The organism is Haladaptatus sp. DYF46, from assembly GCF_021083305.1.
Lineage (GTDB): Archaea > Halobacteriota > Halobacteria > Halobacteriales > Haladaptataceae > Haladaptatus.
Genome location: NZ_JAJFAY010000001.1, coordinates 509,761 through 531,200 on the forward strand (window position 1 = coordinate 509,761; position 21,440 = coordinate 531,200).

Sequence of the window (21,440 nt, forward strand, 5' to 3'; positions counted from 1 at the left end):
TTCGAACGTCCCGCTACGCAGAGGCCCGACACTTTCCGCCCTGCGCCGACCAACTGTCAGAGGAGAAATATGGTTTCCAATTCATCCCCTATCGACGACGCCGACGATACGTGCGTACCGTCGCCTTTCAAACTGTTTTCGCTCCTCGAACAGCAGCATCGACGTCTCGCCCTCCAGTACCTCCTCGACCACAACTGTCCGGTTTCGTTGGACGCGATCGTCATGTATCTCATCGAACACGAATCCGTCTCGGCGAACGACCGACGTCGGTTGTCCGTCGAACTCCATCACAACCACCTGCCGCGCCTCGCCGACTACGGGTGTCTCAGGTACGACGTCGAAACGAACACCGTAGAGCAGGTGTTCGACGACGGCACGTTACGAAGCCTCTTCGAACGTGCCACCGATTCGAACGCGTGAATGTGAGGTGCGGCGGTAGAGGCCGCACCCGTCAGAGACACATTGCAGTACCGACTGCCTGCTGTGACAGTGAAACACCGTCCGCAGGCGTTCTCGGAATGTGACTGGTTGGACATATGTCTTTGGTTAATAATTCAGTGTCGTCGATTAATCTTGTTTCGATTTGAACATATCATCGCTCTCACGGCGGAAACGAACGCAAGGTTTACGCGCGCTTGCCGAACAGTGTTCGTATGGCGACTCACAGCGACTGGGGAGACTGGCTTCCACGTGCGATCGAAGACGCGACGCCGGAAGGCATCTCGCTCTGGTATCTCGGCTGTAACGGGTTCGCGTTGAAAGGGAGCGACGGAACGACGCTGTTCATCGACCCCTACCTCGGAACCGGCGACCCGCCGCGAACCGTCCGCATGGTTCCCGTTCCGTTCGACCCGGACGACGTGACGCAAGCGGACGCGGTGTTGGCGACCCACGAACACTCCGACCACGTCGACGGGGAGAGTCAGGCGCCGATTCTCGAATCGACGGGCGCGTCGTTTTACGCACCCGACGACAGCCTCGCCGTCGCGTACGACGACCAGCGATGGTTGGACGGGTGGGACGTGTCGGACGACCAACTCGTGGAGATAGAAGAGGGGGACACCTTCGATGTCGGCGAGTTCACGATTCATGTCGAACCCGCCCACGACGCCGATGCGACACACCCCGTCTCGTACGTCATCGAACACGGGTCGACCACGTTCTTCCACGGCGGCGACACCAAACCCGGCGACGAACTCGACACCATCGGAGAAAAGTACGACATCGACCTCGGCGTGTTGGCCTTCGGGTCGGACGGGTGGATTCCCGACAAGGAGACCGGTGAGCCGAAGTACACGAAGTGGTACAGCGACGAGAACGAAATCGTCGACGCGGCGGATTCCCTGCAACTGGACTGCCTACTGCCGACCCACTGGGACATGTGGAAGGGGCTGACGGCGGACCCGACCGCGCTCTTCGACCACACGCGGAGTTACGACTACCCCGAATCGCTCGAAATCGTGGAGATCGGCGACCGGATCGACCTGCCGTAAGCCGCCTTCGTTTCGACGTATCGTTTTCGAAGCTATCGCTCTTCCCTGTAGCGTGCGACAAAAACGGCGAACCGTCGAGTTCTCTATCGGTCAGTGCGAGTGTCCGGTCGCCTGCTCGAACGTGATCCCGATTCGCTCCTCGAACAGTTCCCGTGCCTTCTCCTCGATGGCGGCGACGTCATCGCTGGGTTCGCCCTGCGTGTGGTGAACCGCCGCGTGGGCCTGCTGGACGAACGAGACGATCGCCATGTCGCCGACGACGGTCTCTCGGGACTCGTCCTCTTCGCGGAGGAGGTCGATGAGTCCCGGCGGAAGTTCGATTTCGTCGTTGTTTCCGTCCGGTCCTTCGATGGTGTACGTTTCCGTTTCGACCGAGTCGGTATCTACCATACCCCTCGTTTTGACGTGAAGCGTTAAGGGTCTGTGGATGCCGACTGCGGGCGACCTCGGGTTCAAATTTGTGTCCGTATCGGTACAATCCATTCGTAACTTTTGTCGAACCAATTCGCGGGAATTCGTACCAAAGGCCACTTAACGCTGTAATCGGTAGGCAGTAGCGATGAATTCGAGCGAGAGAAATCACTGTATCAGGTTAGTGAAAAAACTGGCCGCTGAACCCACCCAACAGCCATAATGGCATCACTCATTCTCGTGGTCGCCGTCGCACTGACGGCGTCGCTGTTCATGTCGTGGACGGTCGGCGCGAACAGCAACTCGGCCCCCGTCGCACCGGCGGTCGGAGCGAACGCACTGTCGGTTCTCCGCGCCGCGCTTTTGGTGGGCCTCGTCGCCGGACTCGGTGCCATCGTCCAAGGGGGAAGCATCTCCGAAACCATCGGCAAGGACCTCGTGACCGGCGTGACGATAACGCCCGTCGCCGCGGCGGCGGCCCTGTTGACGGCCGCGACGCTCATCACCATCGGGAACACGCGCGGCTATCCGATTCCCTCGGCGTTCGCCGTCACCGGCGCGATGGTCGGCGCTGGAATCTCCCTCGGCGGCGGATTCGCGACGGACGAGTACGTCAGAATCCTCGCCTTCTGGTTCACGATTCCGGTCGCGAACGCCATCATCGCTTACAGCGTCGCTCGGACGCTCAGAAGCGAGTCGATGCCGGAATCCATCGGTATTCCCCTGTTGGCCGGGTTGGTCGGCTACGCCGTCGCCAACATCCAACTGACGGTGACGCCGAAAGCGAACGGCGCGCCGGGGTCCATCGCCCGCGCGCTCTCGACCGATTGGCACCTGCTTCCGGACCACGTCTTCGGGAGCTACACCCTCGGGATGGTCGTCATCAGCGTCGTGGTCGGATTGCTCTCGGTTCTCGTCACTAGATGGGCGCTCGTGGACGACGAGGAGAAGGGAATCAACCGATTTCTGGTCGTCCTCGGCCTCATGGTCGTGTTCACGAGCGGCGGGACGCAGGTCGGACTGGCGACCGGACCGCTCGAATCGATCTTCGAAACCGACCTCCACCTGTCGGCGGTGTACCTCCTCGCGCTCGGCGGCCTCGGAATCCTCGTCGGCGCGTGGACCCGCGCACCGCGCCTGATTCAGGCCGTCTCGCAGGAGTACGCGTCCCTCGGACCGCGCCGGTCCATCGCCGCGCTCATCCCCGCGTTCCTCATCGCCCAACTCGCCATCGTTCTCGGAATTCCCATCTCGTTCAACAAGGTGATGATCTCGAGCATCGTCGGTGCCGGGTTGGTGGTCCGTTCCTCGGGGTCCGGCGGCGGCGTTTCGGCGTCGAAAGCGGGCTACACGCTCGGCGCGTGGGTGTTCTCGATGGTCGGTGCCGGATTCATCAGTTTCGGTCTGTATCGCGTGCTGGCGATGATTCCCGGATTCACGTAACCGGTTTCGATCAAGAGTGCAGTTGGTCGAGTATCTCCGCCTGTGCGGCCCTCGTTTTCATCTCCTCCCACGTCTCGAACGCCGTCGTCTCCGCGACGTAGCCGTCGAGGCGTTCCTTCGGGAGTTCGTCCATGGAACTCGCCTCGTCGATGTTCCACGGACTCTCCCGGTAGAAGGCGCGAAACGAATCGAACTGCGTGTGACCCCGCATGAACTCCTCCGAAAAGAACTCGTCCGAGTCGACCCTCGTTCCTGCCTGTAGTTCGAACACCCGTTCCTGCGCTTTTTCGAGTCGTCCCCGAAACGGATCCAATTCTGAAACGCGAAGGTCGAAGTCCATGCGGGTCACTACTCGCGTCGATACACTAAGCGCTGTGGCTGCACTGCCGCTCGAAAAACGGAATGCCCTCGTCAGTCGTCGGAGGCCGCCGCGCCCTCGTGGACGGCGCTCGCTTCGCCGAGTTCGGCCGTCTCCAGATAGTCGTCCGCGTCGAGGGCGGCCTTACAACCCATCCCGGCGGCGGTCACGGCCTGCTGGTAGTGGAAATCCACCACGTCGCCCGCACCGAAGATGCCGGGCACGTCCGTCTTCGTCTGGCCGCCTCCCTTGCCGCCTTCCGTCCGGATGTACCCTTCCTCGTCCAGTTCGACGGCCGTGTCTTCGAGGTAGCCCGTGTTCGGCGTGTGGCCGATGGCGAGGAACACCGCACCCACGTCGAAGTGAGACTCCTCGGTTTCGGGATCGTCGAGTTTCTGGGACGGTTTCCCTTTCGGGTTCGACACCAACGTGACGTGGTCCACGCCCTCCTCCGGCGAACCGCGAATCTCGGTCACCTCGGTGTTTTTCATGATCTCGATGTCGCCGTCATCGACCTTCTCCTGCAGGCGGTCCTGCCAGTAGTCCTCCGCGCGAAACTCCTCGCGGCGATGGACGAGGTACACCTTCTTCGCGAACTTCGTCAGGAAGGTGGCCTCCTCGAAGGCGGCGTCGCCGCCGCCGATGACGATCATCTCCTCGTCGCGGAAGAACGCGCCGTCGCAGGTCGCACAGGTCGAGACGCCGTAGCCCATCAGTTCGTCCTCGCCCGGAATCGACAGCGTTCGAGCGCTCGCGCCGCTGGCCGCGATGAGCGCGTCGGTCGTGTACACGTCGCCGTTCGTGAGTTCGACGCGGAACGGACGCGAGGTGTCGTCGACGTCCTCGATGATTCCCGTCTTCACCTCGGCACCGAATCGCTCGGCCTGTTCCTGCATGTCGTTGATGAGTTCCGGCCCGCTGATGCCGTCGGGGAATCCGGGGTAGTTCTCCACGTCCGTCGTCAGCGTCAACTGTCCGCCGGGTTCGTCGCCCTGAAGGACGAGCGGGTCGTTGTTCGACCGCGCGGAGTAGATGGCGGCGGTCAGTCCCGCGATTCCGCTCCCCGAGACGATGAGTTTACGATGTTCCACGTCCGTTTCCCCGCCGTCGGCGACGGCCAATCCCAACTTCTCGTCAAGTTTTCCGTCCCGTTCGAGCGCGCTGGTTTCGTCCCACCCGCCGACGAGTTCGTCGTCGACGAACACTTCCGGTGCCGTCTTGCGCCCGTCGGCGCGCTCGACCATCTCGTCGAACAGTTCCTCGTCGCCCGTTACGTTGTACGTCTCGTACTCTACTCCCTTCTCGTCGAGGAGGTCTTTTGCCTTCTCGCAATACGAACAGTTCTCCTTTGTATACATCTCGACGCGAGGCTCTTCGCTCATGGTGCAATATCACTCGTCGTCGTGTATTTACCTTGCGCTGTCTCCCGTGCTTTCCGGTTTCGCGGACGGGATGGCTCGAAGCGCTTACCTCCGCTCCGCCACGATTCGACCGTATGCCCGCAGATTTGATCGAGAAGACGAACCGCTACGAACGCCTGTTGTCCGAGGCCCTCGACGCCGCCGAAATCGCCGCGCCGACCGACACGCCGATGGGCGAGGCGGCGGTGGACTGTCGGGAGATGGCTCAGTCGTACTTGGACGACGGGCGGCACTTCAAGGAGGAGGACGACTTCGTCAACGCGCTCGCCTCGTTTTCCTACGGTCACGCGTGGCTCGACGCCGGGGCGCGCATCGGCGTGTTCGACGTTCCCCGCGAGGGACATCTGTTCACGGTATAGCCCGTTCGTTGAATCAGTAGGGCGATGCGCTTACGTGGGCGGGGTGTTTCGGTTGGGGGTGATGGAGGGCGTCCTCTGGTACGTGCTCACCGGCACCCGTGGCGGAGCCAACCGCGTTCGGTTGGTTCGAGCCATCGACGAGCGACCACGGAACGCCAACCAACTCGCCGAGGAGTTGGACCTCGATTACAAGACGGTTCGGCATCACCTCGACGTTCTCATGGACAACGGTATCGTCGAAAACAGCGGCGACGATTACGGTGCGGTGTACTTGTTGACCGACCGAACGCGGCGACACTGGGAAACGGTCGAAGAAATCATCGAACAGGTGGAATGAGTATGGCCGAATCTGGGAAAGCATATATGCGAGAGCGATTACAAAGGAGGTACGACGGATGGGAATCTGGATAGACGTCGCGCGGGTTTCCACGGCGCTCAACGTGGTGTTACTCCTCGGCTTGAGCTACGTCTGGCTCGACAACTACCGCCAGTTCCAGTCCAAGCACACGCTCGGTCTGTCGGTGTTCTCCGTCCTGCTGCTCGCACAGAACGCGCTGGCGTTCTACGTCTACTCGTGGGACAACGTGCTGTCCGTTTGGTTCGCAACCAAGGTTCCCGCCCCCGCGTGGAAAGCGATGCTCGCGCTTCACGTCCTCGAACTCCTCGCGCTGGTGTTTCTCACGTGGGTGACGTGGGACTGATTTTCCCGATTTCGACCGTTTCCTCTCGGACGAACTGACCGTTTATCCGCGTTTAGCCACTCCATAGCAAGGGTCGTGGCGTCCGTATCGAACGTCCGTGACAGCTCGAACGCGTCAGTCCCCACGTGAAGCGGAGTATTCGCAATGACCGAGAGCGGAAAGCTGTGGTACGTCCTCTCGGGCAGTCGCGGTGGCGCTCGACGGGCGTCCCTGCTGGCGGAACTCGCCGAGGAACCGCGCAACCCGAACCAGTTGGCGACCGACCTCGGAATCGACTACAGCACCGTCAGACACCACCTCGACGTCCTCGTCAAACACGAACTGATCGAAATCGAGACGGAGGAGTACGGGTCGAGGTACGCCCCGTCAGCGGAGACGGAACGGAACTGGGAGGAAGTGGAGCGGATCATTCGAACGGTGTCGTGACGAGGGTGAGTCCATCGAGCACGAAATCGCTCGCCGGCCAATACGCGTATCCACGGGGAACGGGGCTCGAAAACGGATTTCAGATGAATTTGGGTGACAGTCCGGAAAATTTTCTTTAAATGCTCTCCCCTCGGTGAAAGCGTGCGTCGAAGCGCACGTTCCAACCATGCCAGATGATAGCCAAGACGCGGTCGGAAACATCGGTGAAACGGCGCGGGAACAACTCACGTCACGACGTGGGTTCCTCGCGGGGTCGGCGGCCGTCGGGGCGGTGGGGCTGACCGGGGCAGGTATCAGCGTCGTCGGCGCGGAAGACGGTGACAGCGACAAAGGAGATGATGATTCCATGAGCAACGGAGATGGCACGAAAGACGAGACGACCGACGTAGACATCCTGAACTACGCGCTCACCCTCGAACACCTCGAAGCGACGTTTTACGCGAAGGGGTTGGAGGACTTCTCGGACGAGGACTTCGTGAACGCGGACCTCGGCTGCGGCGTCTGTGACGACATCCGTATGAAGATTCCCGACCAGGTGAAGGTCGTCGGCGAACACGAAGCGGCACACGTCGACCAACTCACGAAGGTCATCGAGCAACTCGGCGGCGACCCCGTCGAAGCGGCCGAATACGACTTCGGCTACGAGACGCCCGCCGAGTTCCTCGGCATCGCGAAGGCGCTCGAAAACACGGGCGTCGCCGCCTACGCGGGTGCGGCCCCGTCCATTCGGAACGGCGACCTCCTGTCGGCGGCGCTCTCGATTCACAGCGTCGAAGCGCGCCACGCGGCGTCGTTCAACGCGCTCAACGGCGTTTCGCCGTACCCGAACGCCTTCGACGAGGCGAAGTCGATGGAGGAAGTGAAGGAGATCGCCGGTCAGTTCATCGTTCAGTAACCGACACGAATCATTCGGTTTTCCCCTCTATTTTTCGGCGAGCGTCACGACCGAGACGTAGAGTGCAGTCACCAGCACGAGCAGTATCGACCCCCAGACGAGGACGGCGAACGCCGTCGATTCGACGGTCAACGGGACGACGGGGGGTGTCGCGGGCGTCATCGTCGCTCACCGCCGTCACTCACGCGGTCGTCCAGTCGGCTGATACGCGTCGAGAGGTCGCGTAAATCGTACGACTCGTCGGAGAGTTCGGCGGCGCAGAGCGCCACGCCCGTCGAGACGAGCGCCGCGGTGCCGAAGGCGGCGAGGAACGACGGCTCGGGGAGGAACCCGAGCCGAAGGAGTCCGCGAATCGTCGGCATGAACGCCGCGCCGAGCGTCAGACCGGAGAGGCTCGCCGCGAGCGCTTGCGTCGTGGAAACCGTCATCTCTGCCTCCGATTCGAACCCATTCTATTACCTAGTGGTACCACAAACTCATAAAAAGATTCTGAATCGCCGAGCGCTTCACCCGAGGACGCCGAACCCGGTCATCGGTCCGAAGAGGACGTGGAGCAGGACGCCGACGATGAGTGCGGGTACCGTCGTGTAGATGGACGCGACGATTGCGGCTTTCTTGTCGATGGCGATGAGGGGAAAGAGCGCGTCGCCGTCCTGACTGATGGCGTTCGCGGTGAGCGCGGAGAACGGAATAGCACCCTCGGCGTACACGCTGGCAAGCACGATTTGCGGACCACAACCGGGAATCAGTCCGACGACGGCCCCTGCAATCGGTGCGAGGAGGCCCGCCGCCGTGGCGAGCGCACCGACGTCGATGCCGAAGACGAGGATACCGTACTCGTAGAGGAGGTACGCGGCGAGCACCCAGACGGTGACGAAACTGGTCTCCATCGCGGCGTGCGTGAGCGTCGCGTAGCCGTCGGCGAACGATTCGGGGGCGCGTCCGACGTGTCCGTCGCCGAGGTAGTGTCGCCCGACGAAGTAGAGGTAGAACGAGAGTATCGTTCCCGTCACGCCGACGACGGTGAACGCCCCGGCGAAGGTGGGACTCAGCGCGAGCGGGACGTCCGGTGCACTCGCGAGGAGGTACATGACTCCCAAGACGAGCGCGGCGGCTGCGGAAACCCACCACACGGCGTGGACCGCGTGACTCAGCGGCGTCAAAACGGACGAGGTTCGTGCGGTTCCGGTTTCACACCCGGCCTCGTAATCGTGTGACGGGTTGCCGCCTGGGTTTCCCGGGCCGTCCGCGGCGAACCCGCCGTCGGTCGCGGTTCGTCCGAAGGACGCAACGGCACGGTCGATTCGGCCCACACCCATTCCGAAGCGGTCGATGGCGTAGCCGGATAGGATAGCCGTGACGAACGCGACGGCGTAGGCGTACAGCCCCGCTTTCGGGGCGAGGGCGAGGATGACGAACGCCGAATCACCGGCGGTTGCGATGAGCGTCGCGACGACGGTGCCGAAGCTGACCGTGCCGCGGACGTACAACGGCATCATCACGATCGCACCGCCACAGCCCGGAGTGAGTCCCATGAGCGCGCCGAACAGCGGTTGGAGACGCTCGTTTTCGGAGAGCCGTTCGACGAGCGCGCCGTTCGTTCGGTACTGGACGAGGCTGAAGAGGAGAACCGTAACCGCGACGAACGCGCTCACTTGCACGTAGCCGTCCCGCACGGATGCGAGGAGTATCTCTATTATCTCGTTCATGGTTACTACGCTTTCACGACCGTAAATACAGACGTTTTAGACATCTCTAAATCAGAGTTTAGTCTATAACCCCATATATCTTTGCTCTAGCTAATTGTTGGGGGTTGGGACGGTCACGCGTGGTACACGATAGCAATAGCCGTAATTTTTATGCCCGTCACCCCGTTCTGTCTACCTGCAATGGCGAAAGGTACGGTAACCTTCTTTAACGACACCGGCGGCTACGGTTTCATCGAAACTGACGACGCGGACGACGACGTGTTCTTCCACATGGAAGATGTCGGCGGCCCGGACTTAGAGGAGGGACAGGAAGTCGAATTCGACATCGAACAGGCGGACAAAGGACCACGAGCGACGAATCTCGAACGGCTCTGAACGGGTTTCGCTCGACGAACCACGCATAGCGGAAGCTCTATTCACAGGGGGACCAACAAGATTTTTCTCCTATCCGACCGATATAGGGGGTATGGTGGAAACCTATGTTCGGTTGCTCTGTCCAGAATGCGGAAAACACTGGGAATCCAGCCCTGACGAGTTGCCGGAACCTCGGCGACAGTTCCACTGCCCGAACTGTCATGCGACCCGACGAACATCGGAGTTCACCCGGACCGAGCGCGACCTCCAGACGCTCAAACAACTCCAGTAAGCTTCGATTATACTCGGTCAAAGGCCGGTTTCGAACGACAAGCCGCTTTTACTCAGCTTCCCGCTTTCCCCGTAGTCGAGGATACGCCGTTCGGGGAGTGGACGGTGCCGGAGTCATTTTCGATACCGTTCGGAAACCACCGAATCACTGACTATACGCCGTGCTAACGGGACTCAAGATAATAATATAACCCTGCAACCGTTACGTTCGTGTGCTTATGAAGAAGCAGGAGCTCATCCACCTTCACGGCCTGCTTGCGGAAGTTGGCAATCATTTCGAAGTACAGGACGGAAAACAGATTTCGCTGGACGATTACGACTCTCTCGGTGTACGACCGACGTCCATTCATAAATCAAAAACAGACCACAAAGCGGCTGTTTTTGCGCTGTCCGAGGCTATCACGTCCGGCATGCGTGCGACCGAACGCGAAGCGGTCGCACCCCAAGCAGACTAAGCGACGAAGTGCCGGTTCTCGACGATAATTGAACTTCTAGTGGCGACGCTTTCTTCCCTTCCGACGTTCCGGACGAAAAGTGAAAAATTCCCAACTGTGTGGGGTTATCAAACATGATAACAGTCTGTGGGTTATAATAGCTTCCTGGCCGTACTCGTCCAGTAGTGGACTGACAAATATCAAACAAAAACCGAAAGACAACAAACATGACTAGTAAAAAGATAGATATCTTTCGTTCGGAACGAGGTCAAGTCGGCATCGGGACGCTCATCGTGTTCATCGCGATGGTGCTGGTCGCGGCTATCGCGGCCGGTGTCCTCATCAACACGGCAGGCTTCCTTCAGTCGAAATCCGAGCGAACAGGAACGCAGAGTACAGCACAGGTCACAAATCGTGTCCACGTGATCAGCACGACCGGGAACGTGACGTACAACTCCTCGATGGATCAACACGTAGTTGATTACGTCAATCTCACAGTGATGAAAGGGTCCGGTTCGGGCGACATCAACCTTTCAACGGCGACGATCGAATGGCTCGGACCGGACGACGGACTGATTTTGGTGAACGGAAGCACGCCGGACAAGAAGAATTTCACCATCGAAGCGATTCGCGACAACGACGACACGCTTCCCGTCCTCGTCAATCGGGCCGACCGGTTCCGAATCGTCCTCAACACTGGAAAGATGACCGACGGCCTCCAGGAACGCCAGGAGTTCACCCTCAAGATCGTCACGAACGCCGGCGCGGTGACGTACCACCACAGCATTCCCGAAACGCTGTCGGACAGTCACGCAATCGCGCTATAACCACACCCCTTTGTCATTTTTTCGCCCGGCTAGCGCCGCCTATCGTGCCACGCGGGGAACTCCTCGCGGACCCGCGTTACCCGCTCCGGATCGATGTCCCGGATCACGATTTCCGGTTCGTCGCCCGTTCCAGCGAGCAACGTCCCCCACGGATCGTACACCGACGATCGCCCGAGGAGGGTCGCATCCTCGTACGACCCGGACCCGTTGATCGCCGCGACGAAACACTGGTTCTCGATCGCACGCGCTTGCGTGAGTATCCGCCAGTGTTCGACGCGCGGATACGGCCACGCGCTCGGGACGAGTACCAGCGTCGCGCCGGCCTCGGCGATGGAGCGATAGAGTTCAGGGAATCGAAGGTCGTAGCAGGTCGTCATCCCGACGGTCACGTCTTCGAACTCGGCGATGCCGAGCGATTCGCCGGGGACGAGCATCTCCGCTTCGGCCGACTCGTAGCCGAACAAGTGGTGTTTTCGATACACGGCCGCTCGGTTTCCATCACGGTCGAAAAAGACGGAGGTGTTGGCGAGGCCCTCCTCAGCGGGCGTCTCGTCCGTCGTCTCGGAGAGATCCTCCACGATGCTTCCCGCGAGGACGCCGATATCGTGTTCGTCCGCGAGGTCGGAGATGCGCGTGAGCGTCGGCCCGTGGAGCGGTTCCGCGTTTCGCTGATACGTCTCGAAGGCGAAGTAGCCGACGTTGAATATCTCGGGGAGTGCGACGAGGTCCGCACCGCGTTCCGCCGCCGATTCGATGGCCTCGGTCGCGCGACGAACGTTCTCCGCCACGTCACCCCCTTCGATGGCGATCTGTGCGAGCGCGAGTTTCACGAGACGACACCGACCTCTTCGCGCAGCGCGGACTCCAAGTTCGTCAGCTCCTCGTCGAGATGCTTTTTGAAGTAGCGTTCGATGCCCGGTACGCTTCCCTCGACGACGAACCGGTTGTGAAGTTTGCACCCGGCTTCCGTCTCCTCTATCTTGTGTTCCCCCGTGACGCGCATCGCCGAGGAGCGACCGACGAACTTCACGTATCGCGGTTCCTCGCGGGTCACGTCCTCGGTCTCGACCGGAATCGTTCTGTTCACGAACGGAATCGGAAGCTCGATGTGCCACGTCGCCTTTCTCCCGCCGGCCTCGGCATCGTAGTCCGCAACCACGCTGATAGCCTCGGCTCGGCGTTTTGGGTCGGCGATGAACTCCCACACTTCTTCCGGCGGAACCGGAAGGTCGAAGGTCCGCTCTACCCGGACAGTCATACGACTAGATTAGGCTGTAGCGGTAAAAAGCCAGCCACTTAACTCGGACTTACTTTCCACGTCGTCGAACGGGCGCGACCCCACTTCTCGATATCCACGTCTTCGGACTTTTCCGCCAATCGAGGGAGCCGAGACCCGACCTGCTTCGATGAGAGTCCGAGGTGCTTGGCGATGTTCTTTGCGCGGAAGTAGCGCTCACCACCTGCCACGCTCTCGCGCAGGAACTCGAGGATACGCTGCTCCTCGTTGCTGAACTCTGTCATCCTCAGCCCCACTACGCGCCTGACGGCCTTAACCATTATCCTCCGCCGAACAAGTGTCGATTGCGGATCAGTTCTGATAGAGGTGACTCGCCGCCACTGCGAGGACACCCGAAACTATCGCTGTTGCAAAGCCCCACGCGGCCGTTTCCGTTCCCGGTGTAACAAACATTACCGCTGCGCCGACGAATGCGAGGAGGACGAACAGCACGGAAAGTCCCATTCCCATATCCGTCGTCACCGTCTGTGTTCCTGCCATACGTTCCATTTTCTAGAGCGATGACTTAGTTCATTCTACTCACTACGATGGCCACCCCGTTACGCCGCCGATTCGGGAGCTTTTTGACCCCGCTCTCTAGGAACGGCGTATGGGTCTGGGAAACAGTAAGGTACTCTTACGTCTCGGAAAGCGAGGATTTCTCGTCATCGTACTCGTCGTCGCGCTCGTCGGTACAGGCGTCCTGTACGGCGTTCTAGGCGTTCCGAGCGTCGCGGGTGTCGACAACGAGTTTGCCAGCGTAACAGATCAAACGACTGGCATCGAAACCGCGCTCGTGGTCGACAACCCGAACCCCATCGGCATCAGCGCGGGCAACACGTCGGTGGAGTACACGGTCCGGATGAACGACGTGACGATGGCGAACGGGAGCAGGGGGAACCTCGCCCTCGGCAAGGGCAACACGACGCTTCGGTTCTCGACGCGGATGCGAAACGACAAGATACCCGAGTGGTGGGTAACACACATCCGTAACGGCGAGAAGACCACACTTCGGCTTCAATCGACGGTTCACTCCTCGCTGGTGGGCAGGTCGGTTCGCGTCCCGTACAGTCAGCCGATAGAGACGGACATCATCGGCGAGTTCAACTCCACGGAGACGCGCCCCGTGAACGCGAGCGTACCGCTCGTTTCCGACCCCGTTCTCTACGTGAACGAGACGAGCGCGAACTGGGGGGCCGTAACGAGCGAGGAGACGCCGATTCGGATGCGGATGCGAGTGTACAACCCGAAATCGACGGCGTACACGGTGAGCGAAATCGGATACGACATGACGATGAACGGGATCGCCGTCGGCAACGGAACGACCGACCGACCGTACACGATTCCCGGAAAATCGGAGAAGACGCTCCGGATGCGGACGATCATTCGGAACGACCGTCTCGACGACTGGTGGGTCAGTCACCTGGAAAACGGGCAGAAGACGGACCTGAAAATCTCGTTTTACGCGAACATCGAACTCCCGAACGGCGATACGATTCGCGTCCCGCTTCGGCAACTCACTTACGAAAAGCGAATAGAGACCCACATCTTCGAGAACGACTCGGCCGAAGGAGCGCTCGAAGCGACCGGAAACGCGTCGGCGGGTCCCGTCGGCGACGAAACGTCGACGCCGATGACGACCACCGCAGGGAAGACCGAGACGTCCGCGGCGGACGACGATACGACTACGGCGACCGCGACGAGTACCGACGCGGAATCCGCGACGACGACCGATTCGACCGCGACCGGCACGACCACGGACGACGGCGGTATACTCGGCGACGTCCTCGCCATCGGGAACCGCTTCGACTGACGTAGAAATCACCACCACCGATAGAGTTTTTATTCCAGCGCGAGCAGATGGGTGTATGACACGGAGTACTCACTCTCCTGGTCGAGTTCTTCTCCCGTGATGAGAATACCGTAACCGCAACGCGGGACGGTGAATCGATTCGAGTGGACATCGATGGCGAAACCTTCGAGCTATCGCGCGAAACCGCCACTGACCTGCAGGACGCGGTCGGCGACGCGCTGACTGAGCGCCGCGAGTTCTTCCGCACTGCGGGGACGTTCCGCGAGGACGGCAGCTACGAGGTCTCCCGGCGGAGCGCCGACTCCGCGGGCAACGCCAAGGTGTTCCGAACGTTCGACGCGATGGCCCGCCTTTTCGCTCGCCTCCCCGAGACGTTCACCGCGGAGGACGTGGGTCGGACCGGAATCACCGGGTCGCGTCGGCACCTGCTCGTCAGACACTTCGGGGAACACCCCGACTTCCCGTGCCGAATCTCCTCGCGGAACCCGCTGACCGCGGAGAAAGAGGAGGAAACGGCCGTCGCCATGGACAAAACGGAGGTCGGTGCCGACTGACGGCGACGGCGCGGTACGTCTCGAACGGTGTAAAATGCGCACGAAAAGCGGAAACGACGCGGGTCCCGTCTACGGCGTCACGCGGTCGGGGTCGCGCGGGAAGAGGATGGCTTCCTTGATGTTGTCCAGTTCGCCGACCTTCTGGACGAGTCGGTCGATTCCGAGACCGTAGCCACCGTGTGGCGGGATGCCGAACCGGAACGCTTCCAGATAGAAGTGGAAGTTCTCGGGGTCGGCCCCTTGTTCTTCCATGTACTCGCTCATCGTCTCGATGTCGTGTTCACGCTGCCCGCCCGAGGAGAGTTCCTGACCCTTGTAGATGAGGTCGAACTTCCGGGAGGCGATGTCGTCCGCTGGAACGTCCTGTTTGTAGTAGAACTTCTCGTCCGGGTAGCCGACGACGAAGAAGGCGGGATGGCCCTGTTCCTCGAAGTACTCGCCGAGCAGTTTCTCACCCTTCGTGTCGAGGTCGGTTTCGTCCTCCGGGACGTGGTCGAACTCGGCGGCGAGGATGTCACGGGCCTCCTCGAACGTGACGCGGGGGAACGGGTCGGTCGGGACGGTGAGTTCGACGCCCAGCGTCTCCAGTTCGTCCGCAGCGTTCTCGTTGACCCGTTCGAGCGTATGGCGAAGCGACTCCTCCTGAACGTCCATTACGTCGTGATGGTCGTCGATGTACGCCAACTCGACGTCGAACATCGAGATTTCGGAGACGTGACGGGAGGTGGCGAACGCTTCCGCGCGAAACGCGGTTCCGGTCTCGTAGATTTTGTCGAACCCGGCCGCCATGAGCATCTGCTTGTACAGTTGCGGGCTCTGGGAGAGGAACACTTCCTCGCCGTAGTAGACGACGGGGAACAGTTCCGCGCCGCCTTCCGCACCTTCCTGCGAGAGGAGGGGCGTATCGACGTTGCGGAATCCCTCGCCGTCGAACCACTCCTCCATCGCGTTGACGAGTTTCGAGCGGAGCGAGAACACCGCGTACGTTTCGGACGTGCGGAGGTCGATGCTCCGGTTGTCGAGTCGCGTCGAGAGGTCCGACTCGATGTCCTTCGCCACTTCCATCGGAAGCGGGGAGTCGGCCTCGCTGATGACCTCCAGCGCGGACGGCATGAGTTCGACGCCGCCGGGCGCTTGGTCGCTCGCCTTCACCGACCCGGTAATGCGCACGACGTCCTCCTTGCCGAGGTCGTTCGACGCCTCGAAGAGGTCCTCGTCGTCCCCCTCCTTGAACACGACCTGCGTCTGTCCTTCCCGGTCCCGGACGATGACGAAGGAGAGTCCACCGAGGTCCCGAATGTCGTGGACGTGTCCCGCAATCGATACCGTCTCGCTGTCCTGTTCTTCCGTGATGTCGTCAGAATACGTTCGCTCTATCATTATCTCGACTACGCTCTATCGTGTTCCCACCGAGTCTGTCGCGGATATTGATTCTTCCGACTACGGGTCGAAAATGGGAGAAATAATCGGGATAGTCGGGTGGATCAGTTGATGGTCGTGTGCTCGCTCTCCTCGTTGAGCGCCAGATTCGCCGCGATTTCAGCGTTTCGCATCGCGTACTGGGCGGTGTGTTGGAGACTGACGAGTACGTCACGGACTTCGAGAAGGTCGTCGTTCGACATCTCTGGCAGGTCGGACAGGATATCGGATTCCCGGTCGCCGAGTTCGTGGAACTTGTGTCTCACTTCGAGCGTCAGGTCGTAGTCCCGTTCAACGCCCGCCTGCACCGCCAACGCGGTCATCTCGTCCACTTGATCCGTGAATTCACGGATTCGACGCATGGTCGAACTATCGACTTCGAGCGAGTGTCCGTCCGCTTCGAGGACGATATCCGCGATGTCCTCCGCGTTGTCCGCCGTGAGTTCGAGGTTCTTCGCGATGGAACGGTAGCCGATGAGCGGGAAACCGCTGTCCAACCCGATGGCGCGGGCGATAGCGGGGTTTTCGTGTGCCGTGAAGATGAGGCGGAGGAGGAGGACGAAGATTTTGTTCGCCTGTCGTTCCCGGTTGAGTGCCCGCTGTGCGAGGTCCGGGTTCCCGTGGGCGAGCGCCTTCACGGCCTCGCCGCGCATGGTGCTGCCCGTGTTTTCCAACCGTTCGAGCAGGTTGTCCAAGTCGAAGTCCTCGGGGTCCACCGAGCATCGAATGGCGATGCTCTCCGGCGTCTCCTCGATGACGCCGAGACCCATCAACTGCGTCTCGGCGTTGTAGACGGCGTTGATGTGGCTGCTTTCGAGCGTCTCGTCGCTCACGACGTGAATGACGCGCCGTCCCAAAACGTACTGGGCGACGATGGCGCGTTCGACCGCGTCCGCGTCCAACTGCTCGGTGTGAATCGTCGCCTCCGACTCCTCGTCGTGGGCCGACTCGGGGAGGACGGTGAGCGTCCCCTTGCCGCTGATGCGAAGCGACACCTCGTCACCCTTCTCCACCCCATGTTGTTGTGCCCACTCCGCCGGGAGGGTCATCGCCAACGTCGATGGCCCTAATCGTTGTACCTTCCGTGTTTCCATATCCTTTCATCCGCGTCAGAAGCCTTAAACTTCACCGTATGCCACTAAATGCCTCACGATAGTTTCAACATTCTTCGTTCGAACCGTCCGACGCGTACTTTCCGCCATCCGCGGAGGGACTCGTCCACGTCCTCGTCCCCGGTGTCAGTTCGAAGCACGCCGATCCCGTCCAGTTTCGTCTTCGAGGCGACGATTTGCACGTCCGAGCGGCGAATCACATCCGGCGAAATCTGGTGGTTTCCCCGCCCGAAGACGAACCCCTGTCCGCCGATGGGCGAGACGACGATGACGTTCTCGTCGCCGAGTGCGGCGAGGAGTTCATCCTCGTTCGCGTCGCGGGCGACCACCTCCCCGTCGCGCCACACGTCCACCCCGAGCGGCGACCCGTCGAATCCCAACTCGGACTTGATGGCCCCGACGGTGCTTCCCGGCCCGAGAACGTAGGTGACGCCCGGTTTCACGTCGTCCGCGACGCCGGCCGCGAGGCTTTCGACGGTCCCGCCCCCGAGTTGCTTGCTCGACTGGAGCGACTCCGCTATCGGAACGCTGGCGATGGCTTTCAGTTCGGCACGCACCTCGCCCGCACGGTAGGCCTCCTCGTCGATGTCGTTCACCTCGCGCTCCTCCACGCGGTCGAACGACGCCGCGACCCGTCCCGCCGCCTTCGGCGTCACCGCGAACACCGAGGAGTAGATCTTCACCCCGGCGGGGACGCCGAGCATCGGGACGTCCTCCTCGGACTCGGCAATCGTCTCTGCCACGTCCACGGCGGTTCCGTCCCCGCCGACGAACAAAATCAGGTCGACCTCTTCTGCGACCAGTTTGCGAACGGCCTCGCGGGTGTCCGCCGCGCTCGTGTCCCCTTTTCCGGGTTCGCCGACGATTTCTGGGTCGAATCCCGTGGCGCGTGCCTCTTCTGCCCCCATCTCACCGCCGTAGGTCAACAGTTCGACGTCCGGCGACCGGTCATACAGCGCCGACAGGGCGTCCACGGCCCGCTCGGGTGCGCGTTGCTCCGCTCCGCGGTCCCGCGCCTCCGCTACTTTTCCGTCGGTACCCTTCAGGCCGACTCGCCCGCCCATCCCCGCGATTGGGTTGACGACCACGCCGATTCGCATGACCGGGTCTTGGCGTGCGCGGAGGAAAGGCGTGTGGGTATCGACAGGGTAGGTGACGTTATCCCATCAGACACCAGTCCACTGGGTGTAGTTCTCAAACCTTAAGAGAGAGCGCAGACAACCGCCGGGTATGACCCCACTCGAAACCGTTCCAGCAAACGCGGCAGGTATCGTCGTTCTCGTCGTCGGACTCGCGTTCACCGTGGCGTGGCTCGCCTACTTCTACCGTTAGGCGTCCTCGTCCGGCGCTTCGACCCGCTCGCCTAGCCATTCGACCGCCTCTCGGACGGTTTCCTCGTCCGTCCCCTCGATTTTGACGCGCACGTAATCTCCCGGATAGCTCCCGACTTTCACGTCGAACCGCTCGCGGAGCGTCTCGAATCGGTCGAGGAGCGCGCTCTCGGGTTCGCCTGCCGAAACGGTCCCCGTGTAGTACGGGTCGCCGTCGAACTCGTCGGCGATGCGGTCGAACATGGCGTGCATCTCGCTCGGCACGCCCGGCAGGACGTAGATGTCCTCGATTTCCGCGCCGGGGGCGACGCCCACCTCGTTCGGAAGCATGCGCGACCCCTTCGGGAGGTGGGTCGTCCCGCTCGTCAGGTCGGCGTGCGAGTAGTCCGAATGCTCCTCTATCCACTCGACGGCTTCCTCGTGTTCCTCGACGGGGACCCCGACGGCCGCCGCGATTCCCTCCATCGTCAAATCGTCGTGCGTCGGGCCGAGGCCGCCGGTGACGAGGACGGCGTCATACTCGGCGCGGGCCTCGTTCACGACGCGGGCGATGTCGGCTATTCGGTCCGGGACGACGAACACCCGTTCCACGGCCACACCTCGTTCGGTCAGTCGCTCGCCCAACCACGCGGCGTTCGTGTTGACGGTATCCCCGGAGAGAATCTCGTCTCCGACTGTTACCAGCGCAACGTTCATACGAACCCGTTGGCCGCGATAAAGAAAAGTACTCTCACATTCCGGGCGGCGGCCCGTCGCCCATGTCGTCGTCGGAGATGTCCATGTTCAGGCCCATCTCCTCCCGTTCGCGTTCGAGTTGCCGAATCTGGTAGCGGTAGTACGCCAACCCGATGACCCCGATGATGAGCGCCAGTCCCACGATGCCCGCGAATATCCACTTATCGCGGCCGAGGTAGTAGCGGACCGAGATGCCGTCCGACGATACCGGGGACGACCAGATTATGTGTTCCCGACCGTCTTCCATCGTCGTATCGTAGCTACCGGGTCGAACGTCGCTCAGCAGGAACGTATCGACGCGCATACCGCGGGGGATGGTGACCTCGTACGTCTTGTCCTTCAGGTAGGTCGGGACGTAGAACGTCTTCCCCTGTCTCGATGCCGTGTACGCGAGCGTTCCTTCCCCTTGTGGCGGCTTGATGATGGTCGATGACTTCGTCTTCTTCACCGTGATTTGGTCGGCCCCGACGACCGTTCCGTTGGGATACCGGAACTGCACGGCCGAAATATCGACGGGTGCCTCCTCGCCGAAGGACTCCTCTTGGTGGATTTCGAGGGTTCCCTTCTTGTTCAGTTCGTATATCGCCTGATACTGGTGGCTCGTGACGTTGTACGTCACGTTCTGTGACGTGTCCCAGTCGTACGTCGCGTTCTTCGAGAGTTGCTGTTGGCTGATTTCGCCCGGCCCGAACATCGAGGTACAACCGGCGCTGGCCGCGAGGAGGAAGAGCAGACCGATCGCGAGGGCGAACCGTTTCCTCATGGAATTACACAACGAATTTCCGCCGGGATGTAGCCGCCGATGCTGGCGAGCAGTCCCGGTGGATCGGTGTTCTCCGTGCAGACGATGCTCTGTTCCAACACGCCGAGTCGCTCGACGGTCACGATGTCCTGTGCGTGTCCGGCGCGGTTGACCGTTGCCCGGACCTCACCCCGCGTCGCGCTGTTGACGTTCACGCGGCCGTTTCCGCGCGTCCAGTCGAACAAGCGGTCGCGCTCGTCGTCCGAGAGGCGCGACGAACCGCCCTCGTCGTAGACGAACTCCATCGCCAAGTGCTGAACGAGACCGAACCGCTCGACCACCTGTTCCGGTTTGCCCGGACCGAGACCGAGTTCGGCCGCCGGAATCCGAACCTCCCGTCCGGCGTCGAGGACGAATCCGTCGTCGTCCCACGATTCGAGCGTTCCGACGTAGGGTTCGCCGTCCCGGAGAGTCGGCGTGATTTCGCCCCACTCCTCGGAGAGGAGGTTCCGGGCGATGACCTCGTCCTCGCCTTCGACCGTCACCGAGACGAAGTCGTCGTGACGGACGCCGATGTCGTATTCGACGTCGAGGTCGCCGAGCGTGTTGTGGATGAGCGATCGGAGGCCGTCGAGTGCGCGTCGTTTTGCGTCGCCACGGACGTACACTTTGGTTGCGAGAACGACCATTATGCACCGAGCGTCTCGACGTTGAGTTCGTCTTCGAGGCCGTCGATCCGGTCCTCCATGGATTCGACGAGCATCGAGTTTTCCATGGATTCGAGCGGGGACCCGCATTCGGGACATTCGAAACCGAAGTCCATCGCTTCGCCGAACTCGAAGCGAAGCGAGCAGATCTCACAGAGGTAAAACTCGTGGTTTCGTTCGTACTCTTGGCGCTGTTTCAGCGCGTCGAGCAGGCGATACATCTCGTCCTCCAAGTTCTCCGGTATCTTGTCGTACTCGAAGGTCCAGAGGTAGGTGAGCCAGCCCGAATCCTCGTCACGGAGGCGTCGATACGTCGCCAAGTCGTTCTCGTACAGGATGAACAGCGCCCGTCGAACGTCGTTGAGTTCGAGGTCGAGTTCTTCGGCGAGTTCCTCGTCGGTCACTTCGCCGTCCGGCGGCGCGGCGGCCACCGGCATTCCCTTCGGCCCGACCAGTTCGTGAAGATATTTCTGAATCACCGGGTCGCTTAACAGGTCCTCGAAAGCCATTGATATGTTATATCGGGTCGTTCATCTGTTTAAAACCATCGGGAGCGGGTTGCGGGATGTCGTTTCGTTGGAACTGTCCCGGAACAGTTGATTTCCTGTTACAACAGTCATGCCCGACGC

Annotated in this window: 31 protein-coding genes; 14 read left to right on the plus strand and 17 right to left on the minus strand. The window is 61.2% G+C overall.

The genetic code is table 11. The annotated features are described in order from the left end of the window. The first annotated feature begins 69 nt into the window (after nucleotides 1-69). Nucleotides 70-420 carry a hypothetical protein gene (locus LJF34_RS02830; RefSeq protein ID WP_231183114.1) on the plus strand — a complete coding sequence of 117 codons (351 nt, stop codon included), beginning with the start codon at nucleotides 70-72 and terminating at the stop codon, nucleotides 418-420. Between the two features lie 233 nt (nucleotides 421-653). Then, a complete protein-coding gene (locus LJF34_RS02835; RefSeq protein ID WP_231183115.1) occupies nucleotides 654-1,493 on the plus strand; it encodes an MBL fold metallo-hydrolase in 840 nt (279 codons plus the stop codon). Nucleotides 1,494-1,583: 90 nt separating this feature from the next. Here the strand turns inward: LJF34_RS02835 and LJF34_RS02840 are convergent, their stop codons facing one another. After that, entirely contained in the window at nucleotides 1,584-1,883 is a 300-nt protein-coding gene (locus LJF34_RS02840; RefSeq protein ID WP_231183116.1) for a hypothetical protein, read from the minus strand. Nucleotides 1,884-2,126: 243 nt separating this feature from the next. On the opposite strand from LJF34_RS02840, the gene LJF34_RS02845 reads away from it, so the two are divergent. Continuing rightward, a complete protein-coding gene (locus LJF34_RS02845; RefSeq protein ID WP_231183117.1) occupies nucleotides 2,127-3,347 on the plus strand; it encodes an inorganic phosphate transporter in 1,221 nt (406 codons plus the stop codon). Between the two features lie 10 nt (nucleotides 3,348-3,357). On the opposite strand, the gene LJF34_RS02850 is transcribed toward LJF34_RS02845, so the two are convergent. Together LJF34_RS02850 and trxB are read right to left on the minus strand one after the other, a co-directional pair. Continuing rightward, nucleotides 3,358-3,687: a hypothetical protein gene (locus LJF34_RS02850; protein WP_231183118.1), complete on the minus strand. Its 330-nt coding sequence runs from the start codon at nucleotides 3,685-3,687 to the stop codon at nucleotides 3,358-3,360. Nucleotides 3,688-3,758: 71 nt separating this feature from the next. Next, nucleotides 3,759-5,087, minus strand: coding sequence for a thioredoxin-disulfide reductase (gene trxB, locus LJF34_RS02855; RefSeq protein WP_231183119.1), 1,329 nt, complete (start codon nucleotides 5,085-5,087; stop codon nucleotides 3,759-3,761). Nucleotides 5,088-5,200: 113 nt separating this feature from the next. On the opposite strand from trxB, the gene LJF34_RS02860 reads away from it, so the two are divergent. From LJF34_RS02860 to LJF34_RS02880, 5 genes are all read left to right on the plus strand, one after another. After that, complete coding sequence (locus LJF34_RS02860; protein WP_231183120.1) at nucleotides 5,201-5,485, plus strand: DUF357 domain-containing protein; 285 nt, start codon at nucleotides 5,201-5,203, stop codon at nucleotides 5,483-5,485. Between the two features lie 61 nt (nucleotides 5,486-5,546). After that, nucleotides 5,547-5,822: a winged helix-turn-helix domain-containing protein gene (locus LJF34_RS02865; RefSeq protein WP_231185034.1), complete on the plus strand. Its 276-nt coding sequence runs from the start codon at nucleotides 5,547-5,549 to the stop codon at nucleotides 5,820-5,822. Nucleotides 5,823-5,880: 58 nt separating this feature from the next. After that, on the plus strand, nucleotides 5,881-6,186 hold the full coding sequence (locus LJF34_RS02870) for a hypothetical protein (RefSeq protein WP_231183121.1): 306 nt from the start codon (nucleotides 5,881-5,883) through the stop codon (nucleotides 6,184-6,186). Between the two features lie 144 nt (nucleotides 6,187-6,330). Next, nucleotides 6,331-6,612, plus strand: coding sequence for a winged helix-turn-helix domain-containing protein (locus LJF34_RS02875; protein ID WP_231183122.1), 282 nt, complete (start codon nucleotides 6,331-6,333; stop codon nucleotides 6,610-6,612). Nucleotides 6,613-6,778: 166 nt separating this feature from the next. Further along, nucleotides 6,779-7,507, plus strand: coding sequence for a ferritin-like domain-containing protein (locus LJF34_RS02880; RefSeq protein WP_231183123.1), 729 nt, complete (start codon nucleotides 6,779-6,781; stop codon nucleotides 7,505-7,507). Between the two features lie 27 nt (nucleotides 7,508-7,534). Here LJF34_RS02880 and LJF34_RS28830 read toward each other — a convergent pair whose 3' ends face one another. The 3 genes from LJF34_RS28830 to LJF34_RS02890 form a co-directional block, all read right to left on the minus strand. Continuing rightward, the gene (locus LJF34_RS28830; RefSeq protein ID WP_255665586.1) at nucleotides 7,535-7,669 is read right to left on the minus strand and encodes a hypothetical protein; all 135 of its coding nucleotides are present in this window, start codon (nucleotides 7,667-7,669) and stop codon (nucleotides 7,535-7,537) included. After that, a complete protein-coding gene (locus tag LJF34_RS02885; RefSeq protein ID WP_231183124.1) occupies nucleotides 7,666-7,935 on the minus strand; it encodes a hypothetical protein in 270 nt (89 codons plus the stop codon). Before LJF34_RS02885 ends, LJF34_RS28830 begins: the two co-directional genes overlap by 4 nt. A gap of 78 nt (nucleotides 7,936-8,013) precedes the next feature. Then, entirely contained in the window at nucleotides 8,014-9,216 is a 1,203-nt protein-coding gene (locus tag LJF34_RS02890) for a putative manganese transporter (RefSeq protein WP_231183125.1), read from the minus strand. 180 nt (nucleotides 9,217-9,396) lie between these two features. On the opposite strand from LJF34_RS02890, the gene LJF34_RS02895 reads away from it, so the two are divergent. The 4 genes from LJF34_RS02895 to LJF34_RS02910 all read left to right on the plus strand — a co-directional run bounded on the left by LJF34_RS02895 (nucleotide 9,397) and on the right by LJF34_RS02910 (nucleotide 11,122). Continuing rightward, nucleotides 9,397-9,591, plus strand: coding sequence for a cold-shock protein (locus LJF34_RS02895; RefSeq protein WP_066145339.1), 195 nt, complete (start codon nucleotides 9,397-9,399; stop codon nucleotides 9,589-9,591). Between the two features lie 91 nt (nucleotides 9,592-9,682). Further along, nucleotides 9,683-9,862, plus strand: coding sequence for a hypothetical protein (locus tag LJF34_RS02900; protein WP_231183126.1), 180 nt, complete (start codon nucleotides 9,683-9,685; stop codon nucleotides 9,860-9,862). 217 nt (nucleotides 9,863-10,079) lie between these two features. After that, on the plus strand, nucleotides 10,080-10,316 hold the full coding sequence (locus LJF34_RS02905) for a UPF0058 family protein (protein ID WP_231183127.1): 237 nt from the start codon (nucleotides 10,080-10,082) through the stop codon (nucleotides 10,314-10,316). Between the two features lie 206 nt (nucleotides 10,317-10,522). Then, on the plus strand, nucleotides 10,523-11,122 hold the full coding sequence (locus LJF34_RS02910; protein WP_231183128.1) for an archaellin/type IV pilin N-terminal domain-containing protein: 600 nt from the start codon (nucleotides 10,523-10,525) through the stop codon (nucleotides 11,120-11,122). A 29-nt stretch (nucleotides 11,123-11,151) separates the two neighbouring features. On the opposite strand, the gene LJF34_RS02915 is transcribed toward LJF34_RS02910, so the two are convergent. From LJF34_RS02915 to LJF34_RS02930, 4 genes are all read right to left on the minus strand, one after another. Continuing rightward, entirely contained in the window at nucleotides 11,152-11,952 is an 801-nt protein-coding gene (locus LJF34_RS02915) for a carbon-nitrogen family hydrolase (protein WP_231183129.1), read from the minus strand. Further along, nucleotides 11,949-12,380: an SRPBCC family protein gene (locus tag LJF34_RS02920; protein WP_231183130.1), complete on the minus strand. Its 432-nt coding sequence runs from the start codon at nucleotides 12,378-12,380 to the stop codon at nucleotides 11,949-11,951. Before LJF34_RS02920 ends, LJF34_RS02915 begins: the two co-directional genes overlap by 4 nt. A gap of 38 nt (nucleotides 12,381-12,418) precedes the next feature. Beyond that, the gene (locus LJF34_RS02925) at nucleotides 12,419-12,643 is read right to left on the minus strand and encodes a hypothetical protein (protein ID WP_007977383.1); all 225 of its coding nucleotides are present in this window, start codon (nucleotides 12,641-12,643) and stop codon (nucleotides 12,419-12,421) included. A gap of 67 nt (nucleotides 12,644-12,710) precedes the next feature. Then, nucleotides 12,711-12,899, minus strand: a complete 189-nt coding sequence (locus LJF34_RS02930; RefSeq protein ID WP_231183131.1) for a hypothetical protein — start codon at nucleotides 12,897-12,899, stop codon at nucleotides 12,711-12,713. A gap of 109 nt (nucleotides 12,900-13,008) precedes the next feature. Between LJF34_RS02930 and LJF34_RS02935 the strand changes: the two genes are divergently transcribed. After that, entirely contained in the window at nucleotides 13,009-14,211 is a 1,203-nt protein-coding gene (locus LJF34_RS02935) for an LEA type 2 family protein (protein WP_231183132.1), read from the plus strand. A gap of 143 nt (nucleotides 14,212-14,354) precedes the next feature. Further along, nucleotides 14,355-14,765, plus strand: a complete 411-nt coding sequence (locus LJF34_RS02940) for a hypothetical protein (RefSeq protein ID WP_231183133.1) — start codon at nucleotides 14,355-14,357, stop codon at nucleotides 14,763-14,765. A 69-nt stretch (nucleotides 14,766-14,834) separates the two neighbouring features. Here LJF34_RS02940 and aspS read toward each other — a convergent pair whose 3' ends face one another. The 7 genes from aspS to tfe form a co-directional block, all read right to left on the minus strand. Beyond that, the gene (gene aspS / locus LJF34_RS02945) at nucleotides 14,835-16,145 is read right to left on the minus strand and encodes an aspartate--tRNA(Asn) ligase (protein WP_231183134.1); all 1,311 of its coding nucleotides are present in this window, start codon (nucleotides 16,143-16,145) and stop codon (nucleotides 14,835-14,837) included. A gap of 104 nt (nucleotides 16,146-16,249) precedes the next feature. Next, nucleotides 16,250-17,278 carry a phosphate uptake regulator PhoU gene (locus LJF34_RS02950; RefSeq protein WP_231183135.1) on the minus strand — a complete coding sequence of 343 codons (1,029 nt, stop codon included), beginning with the start codon at nucleotides 17,276-17,278 and terminating at the stop codon, nucleotides 16,250-16,252. A 53-nt stretch (nucleotides 17,279-17,331) separates the two neighbouring features. Continuing rightward, entirely contained in the window at nucleotides 17,332-18,396 is a 1,065-nt protein-coding gene (locus LJF34_RS02955) for an ATP-NAD kinase family protein (protein ID WP_231183136.1), read from the minus strand. A gap of 228 nt (nucleotides 18,397-18,624) precedes the next feature. Continuing rightward, nucleotides 18,625-19,323 carry a molybdopterin-binding protein gene (locus LJF34_RS02960; RefSeq protein ID WP_231183137.1) on the minus strand — a complete coding sequence of 233 codons (699 nt, stop codon included), beginning with the start codon at nucleotides 19,321-19,323 and terminating at the stop codon, nucleotides 18,625-18,627. A gap of 34 nt (nucleotides 19,324-19,357) precedes the next feature. Next, nucleotides 19,358-20,125 (minus strand): DUF5803 family protein, encoded by a 768-nt coding sequence (locus tag LJF34_RS02965; RefSeq protein ID WP_231183138.1) that lies wholly within the window; start codon nucleotides 20,123-20,125, stop codon nucleotides 19,358-19,360. Continuing rightward, a complete protein-coding gene (locus LJF34_RS02970) occupies nucleotides 20,122-20,793 on the minus strand; it encodes a DUF2110 family protein (protein ID WP_231183139.1) in 672 nt (223 codons plus the stop codon). The genes LJF34_RS02965 and LJF34_RS02970 overlap by 4 nt, the downstream gene beginning before the upstream one ends. Beyond that, entirely contained in the window at nucleotides 20,793-21,320 is a 528-nt protein-coding gene (gene tfe, locus LJF34_RS02975) for a transcription factor E (RefSeq protein ID WP_231183140.1), read from the minus strand. Before tfe ends, LJF34_RS02970 begins: the two co-directional genes overlap by 1 nt. Nucleotides 21,321-21,440: the final 120 nt, after the last annotated feature.

What these genes read in the sequence shown, in the direction of transcription:
- LJF34_RS02830 (WP_231183114.1), top strand. Translation starts at nt 70, where the DNA reads ATGGTTTCCAATTCATCCCCTATCGACGACGCCGACGATACGTGCGTA.
- LJF34_RS02835 (WP_231183115.1), top strand. Translation starts at nt 654, where the DNA reads ATGGCGACTCACAGCGACTGGGGAGACTGGCTTCCACGTGCGATCGAA.
- LJF34_RS02840 (WP_231183116.1), bottom strand. Translation starts at nt 1,883, where the DNA reads ATGGTAGATACCGACTCGGTCGAAACGGAAACGTACACCATCGAAGGA.
- LJF34_RS02845 (WP_231183117.1), top strand. Translation starts at nt 2,127, where the DNA reads ATGGCATCACTCATTCTCGTGGTCGCCGTCGCACTGACGGCGTCGCTG.
- LJF34_RS02850 (WP_231183118.1), bottom strand. Translation starts at nt 3,687, where the DNA reads ATGGACTTCGACCTTCGCGTTTCAGAATTGGATCCGTTTCGGGGACGA.
- trxB (WP_231183119.1), bottom strand. Translation starts at nt 5,087, where the DNA reads ATGAGCGAAGAGCCTCGCGTCGAGATGTATACAAAGGAGAACTGTTCG.
- LJF34_RS02860 (WP_231183120.1), top strand. Translation starts at nt 5,201, where the DNA reads ATGCCCGCAGATTTGATCGAGAAGACGAACCGCTACGAACGCCTGTTG.
- LJF34_RS02865 (WP_231185034.1), top strand. Translation starts at nt 5,547, where the DNA reads ATGGAGGGCGTCCTCTGGTACGTGCTCACCGGCACCCGTGGCGGAGCC.
- LJF34_RS02870 (WP_231183121.1), top strand. Translation starts at nt 5,881, where the DNA reads ATGGGAATCTGGATAGACGTCGCGCGGGTTTCCACGGCGCTCAACGTG.
- LJF34_RS02875 (WP_231183122.1), top strand. Translation starts at nt 6,331, where the DNA reads ATGACCGAGAGCGGAAAGCTGTGGTACGTCCTCTCGGGCAGTCGCGGT.
- LJF34_RS02880 (WP_231183123.1), top strand. Translation starts at nt 6,779, where the DNA reads ATGCCAGATGATAGCCAAGACGCGGTCGGAAACATCGGTGAAACGGCG.
- LJF34_RS28830 (WP_255665586.1), bottom strand. Translation starts at nt 7,669, where the DNA reads ATGACGCCCGCGACACCCCCCGTCGTCCCGTTGACCGTCGAATCGACG.
- LJF34_RS02885 (WP_231183124.1), bottom strand. Translation starts at nt 7,935, where the DNA reads ATGACGGTTTCCACGACGCAAGCGCTCGCGGCGAGCCTCTCCGGTCTG.
- LJF34_RS02890 (WP_231183125.1), bottom strand. Translation starts at nt 9,216, where the DNA reads ATGAACGAGATAATAGAGATACTCCTCGCATCCGTGCGGGACGGCTAC.
- LJF34_RS02895 (WP_066145339.1), top strand. Translation starts at nt 9,397, where the DNA reads ATGGCGAAAGGTACGGTAACCTTCTTTAACGACACCGGCGGCTACGGT.
- LJF34_RS02900 (WP_231183126.1), top strand. Translation starts at nt 9,683, where the DNA reads ATGGTGGAAACCTATGTTCGGTTGCTCTGTCCAGAATGCGGAAAACAC.
- LJF34_RS02905 (WP_231183127.1), top strand. Translation starts at nt 10,080, where the DNA reads ATGAAGAAGCAGGAGCTCATCCACCTTCACGGCCTGCTTGCGGAAGTT.
- LJF34_RS02910 (WP_231183128.1), top strand. Translation starts at nt 10,523, where the DNA reads ATGACTAGTAAAAAGATAGATATCTTTCGTTCGGAACGAGGTCAAGTC.
- LJF34_RS02920 (WP_231183130.1), bottom strand. Translation starts at nt 12,380, where the DNA reads ATGACTGTCCGGGTAGAGCGGACCTTCGACCTTCCGGTTCCGCCGGAA.
- LJF34_RS02925 (WP_007977383.1), bottom strand. Translation starts at nt 12,643, where the DNA reads ATGACAGAGTTCAGCAACGAGGAGCAGCGTATCCTCGAGTTCCTGCGC.
- LJF34_RS02930 (WP_231183131.1), bottom strand. Translation starts at nt 12,899, where the DNA reads ATGGCAGGAACACAGACGGTGACGACGGATATGGGAATGGGACTTTCC.
- LJF34_RS02935 (WP_231183132.1), top strand. Translation starts at nt 13,009, where the DNA reads ATGGGTCTGGGAAACAGTAAGGTACTCTTACGTCTCGGAAAGCGAGGA.
- aspS (WP_231183134.1), bottom strand. Translation starts at nt 16,145, where the DNA reads ATGATAGAGCGAACGTATTCTGACGACATCACGGAAGAACAGGACAGC.
- LJF34_RS02950 (WP_231183135.1), bottom strand. Translation starts at nt 17,278, where the DNA reads ATGGAAACACGGAAGGTACAACGATTAGGGCCATCGACGTTGGCGATG.
- LJF34_RS02955 (WP_231183136.1), bottom strand. Translation starts at nt 18,396, where the DNA reads ATGCGAATCGGCGTGGTCGTCAACCCAATCGCGGGGATGGGCGGGCGA.
- LJF34_RS02960 (WP_231183137.1), bottom strand. Translation starts at nt 19,323, where the DNA reads ATGAACGTTGCGCTGGTAACAGTCGGAGACGAGATTCTCTCCGGGGAT.
- LJF34_RS02965 (WP_231183138.1), bottom strand. Translation starts at nt 20,125, where the DNA reads ATGAGGAAACGGTTCGCCCTCGCGATCGGTCTGCTCTTCCTCCTCGCG.
- LJF34_RS02970 (WP_231183139.1), bottom strand. Translation starts at nt 20,793, where the DNA reads ATGGTCGTTCTCGCAACCAAAGTGTACGTCCGTGGCGACGCAAAACGA.
- tfe (WP_231183140.1), bottom strand. Translation starts at nt 21,320, where the DNA reads ATGGCTTTCGAGGACCTGTTAAGCGACCCGGTGATTCAGAAATATCTT.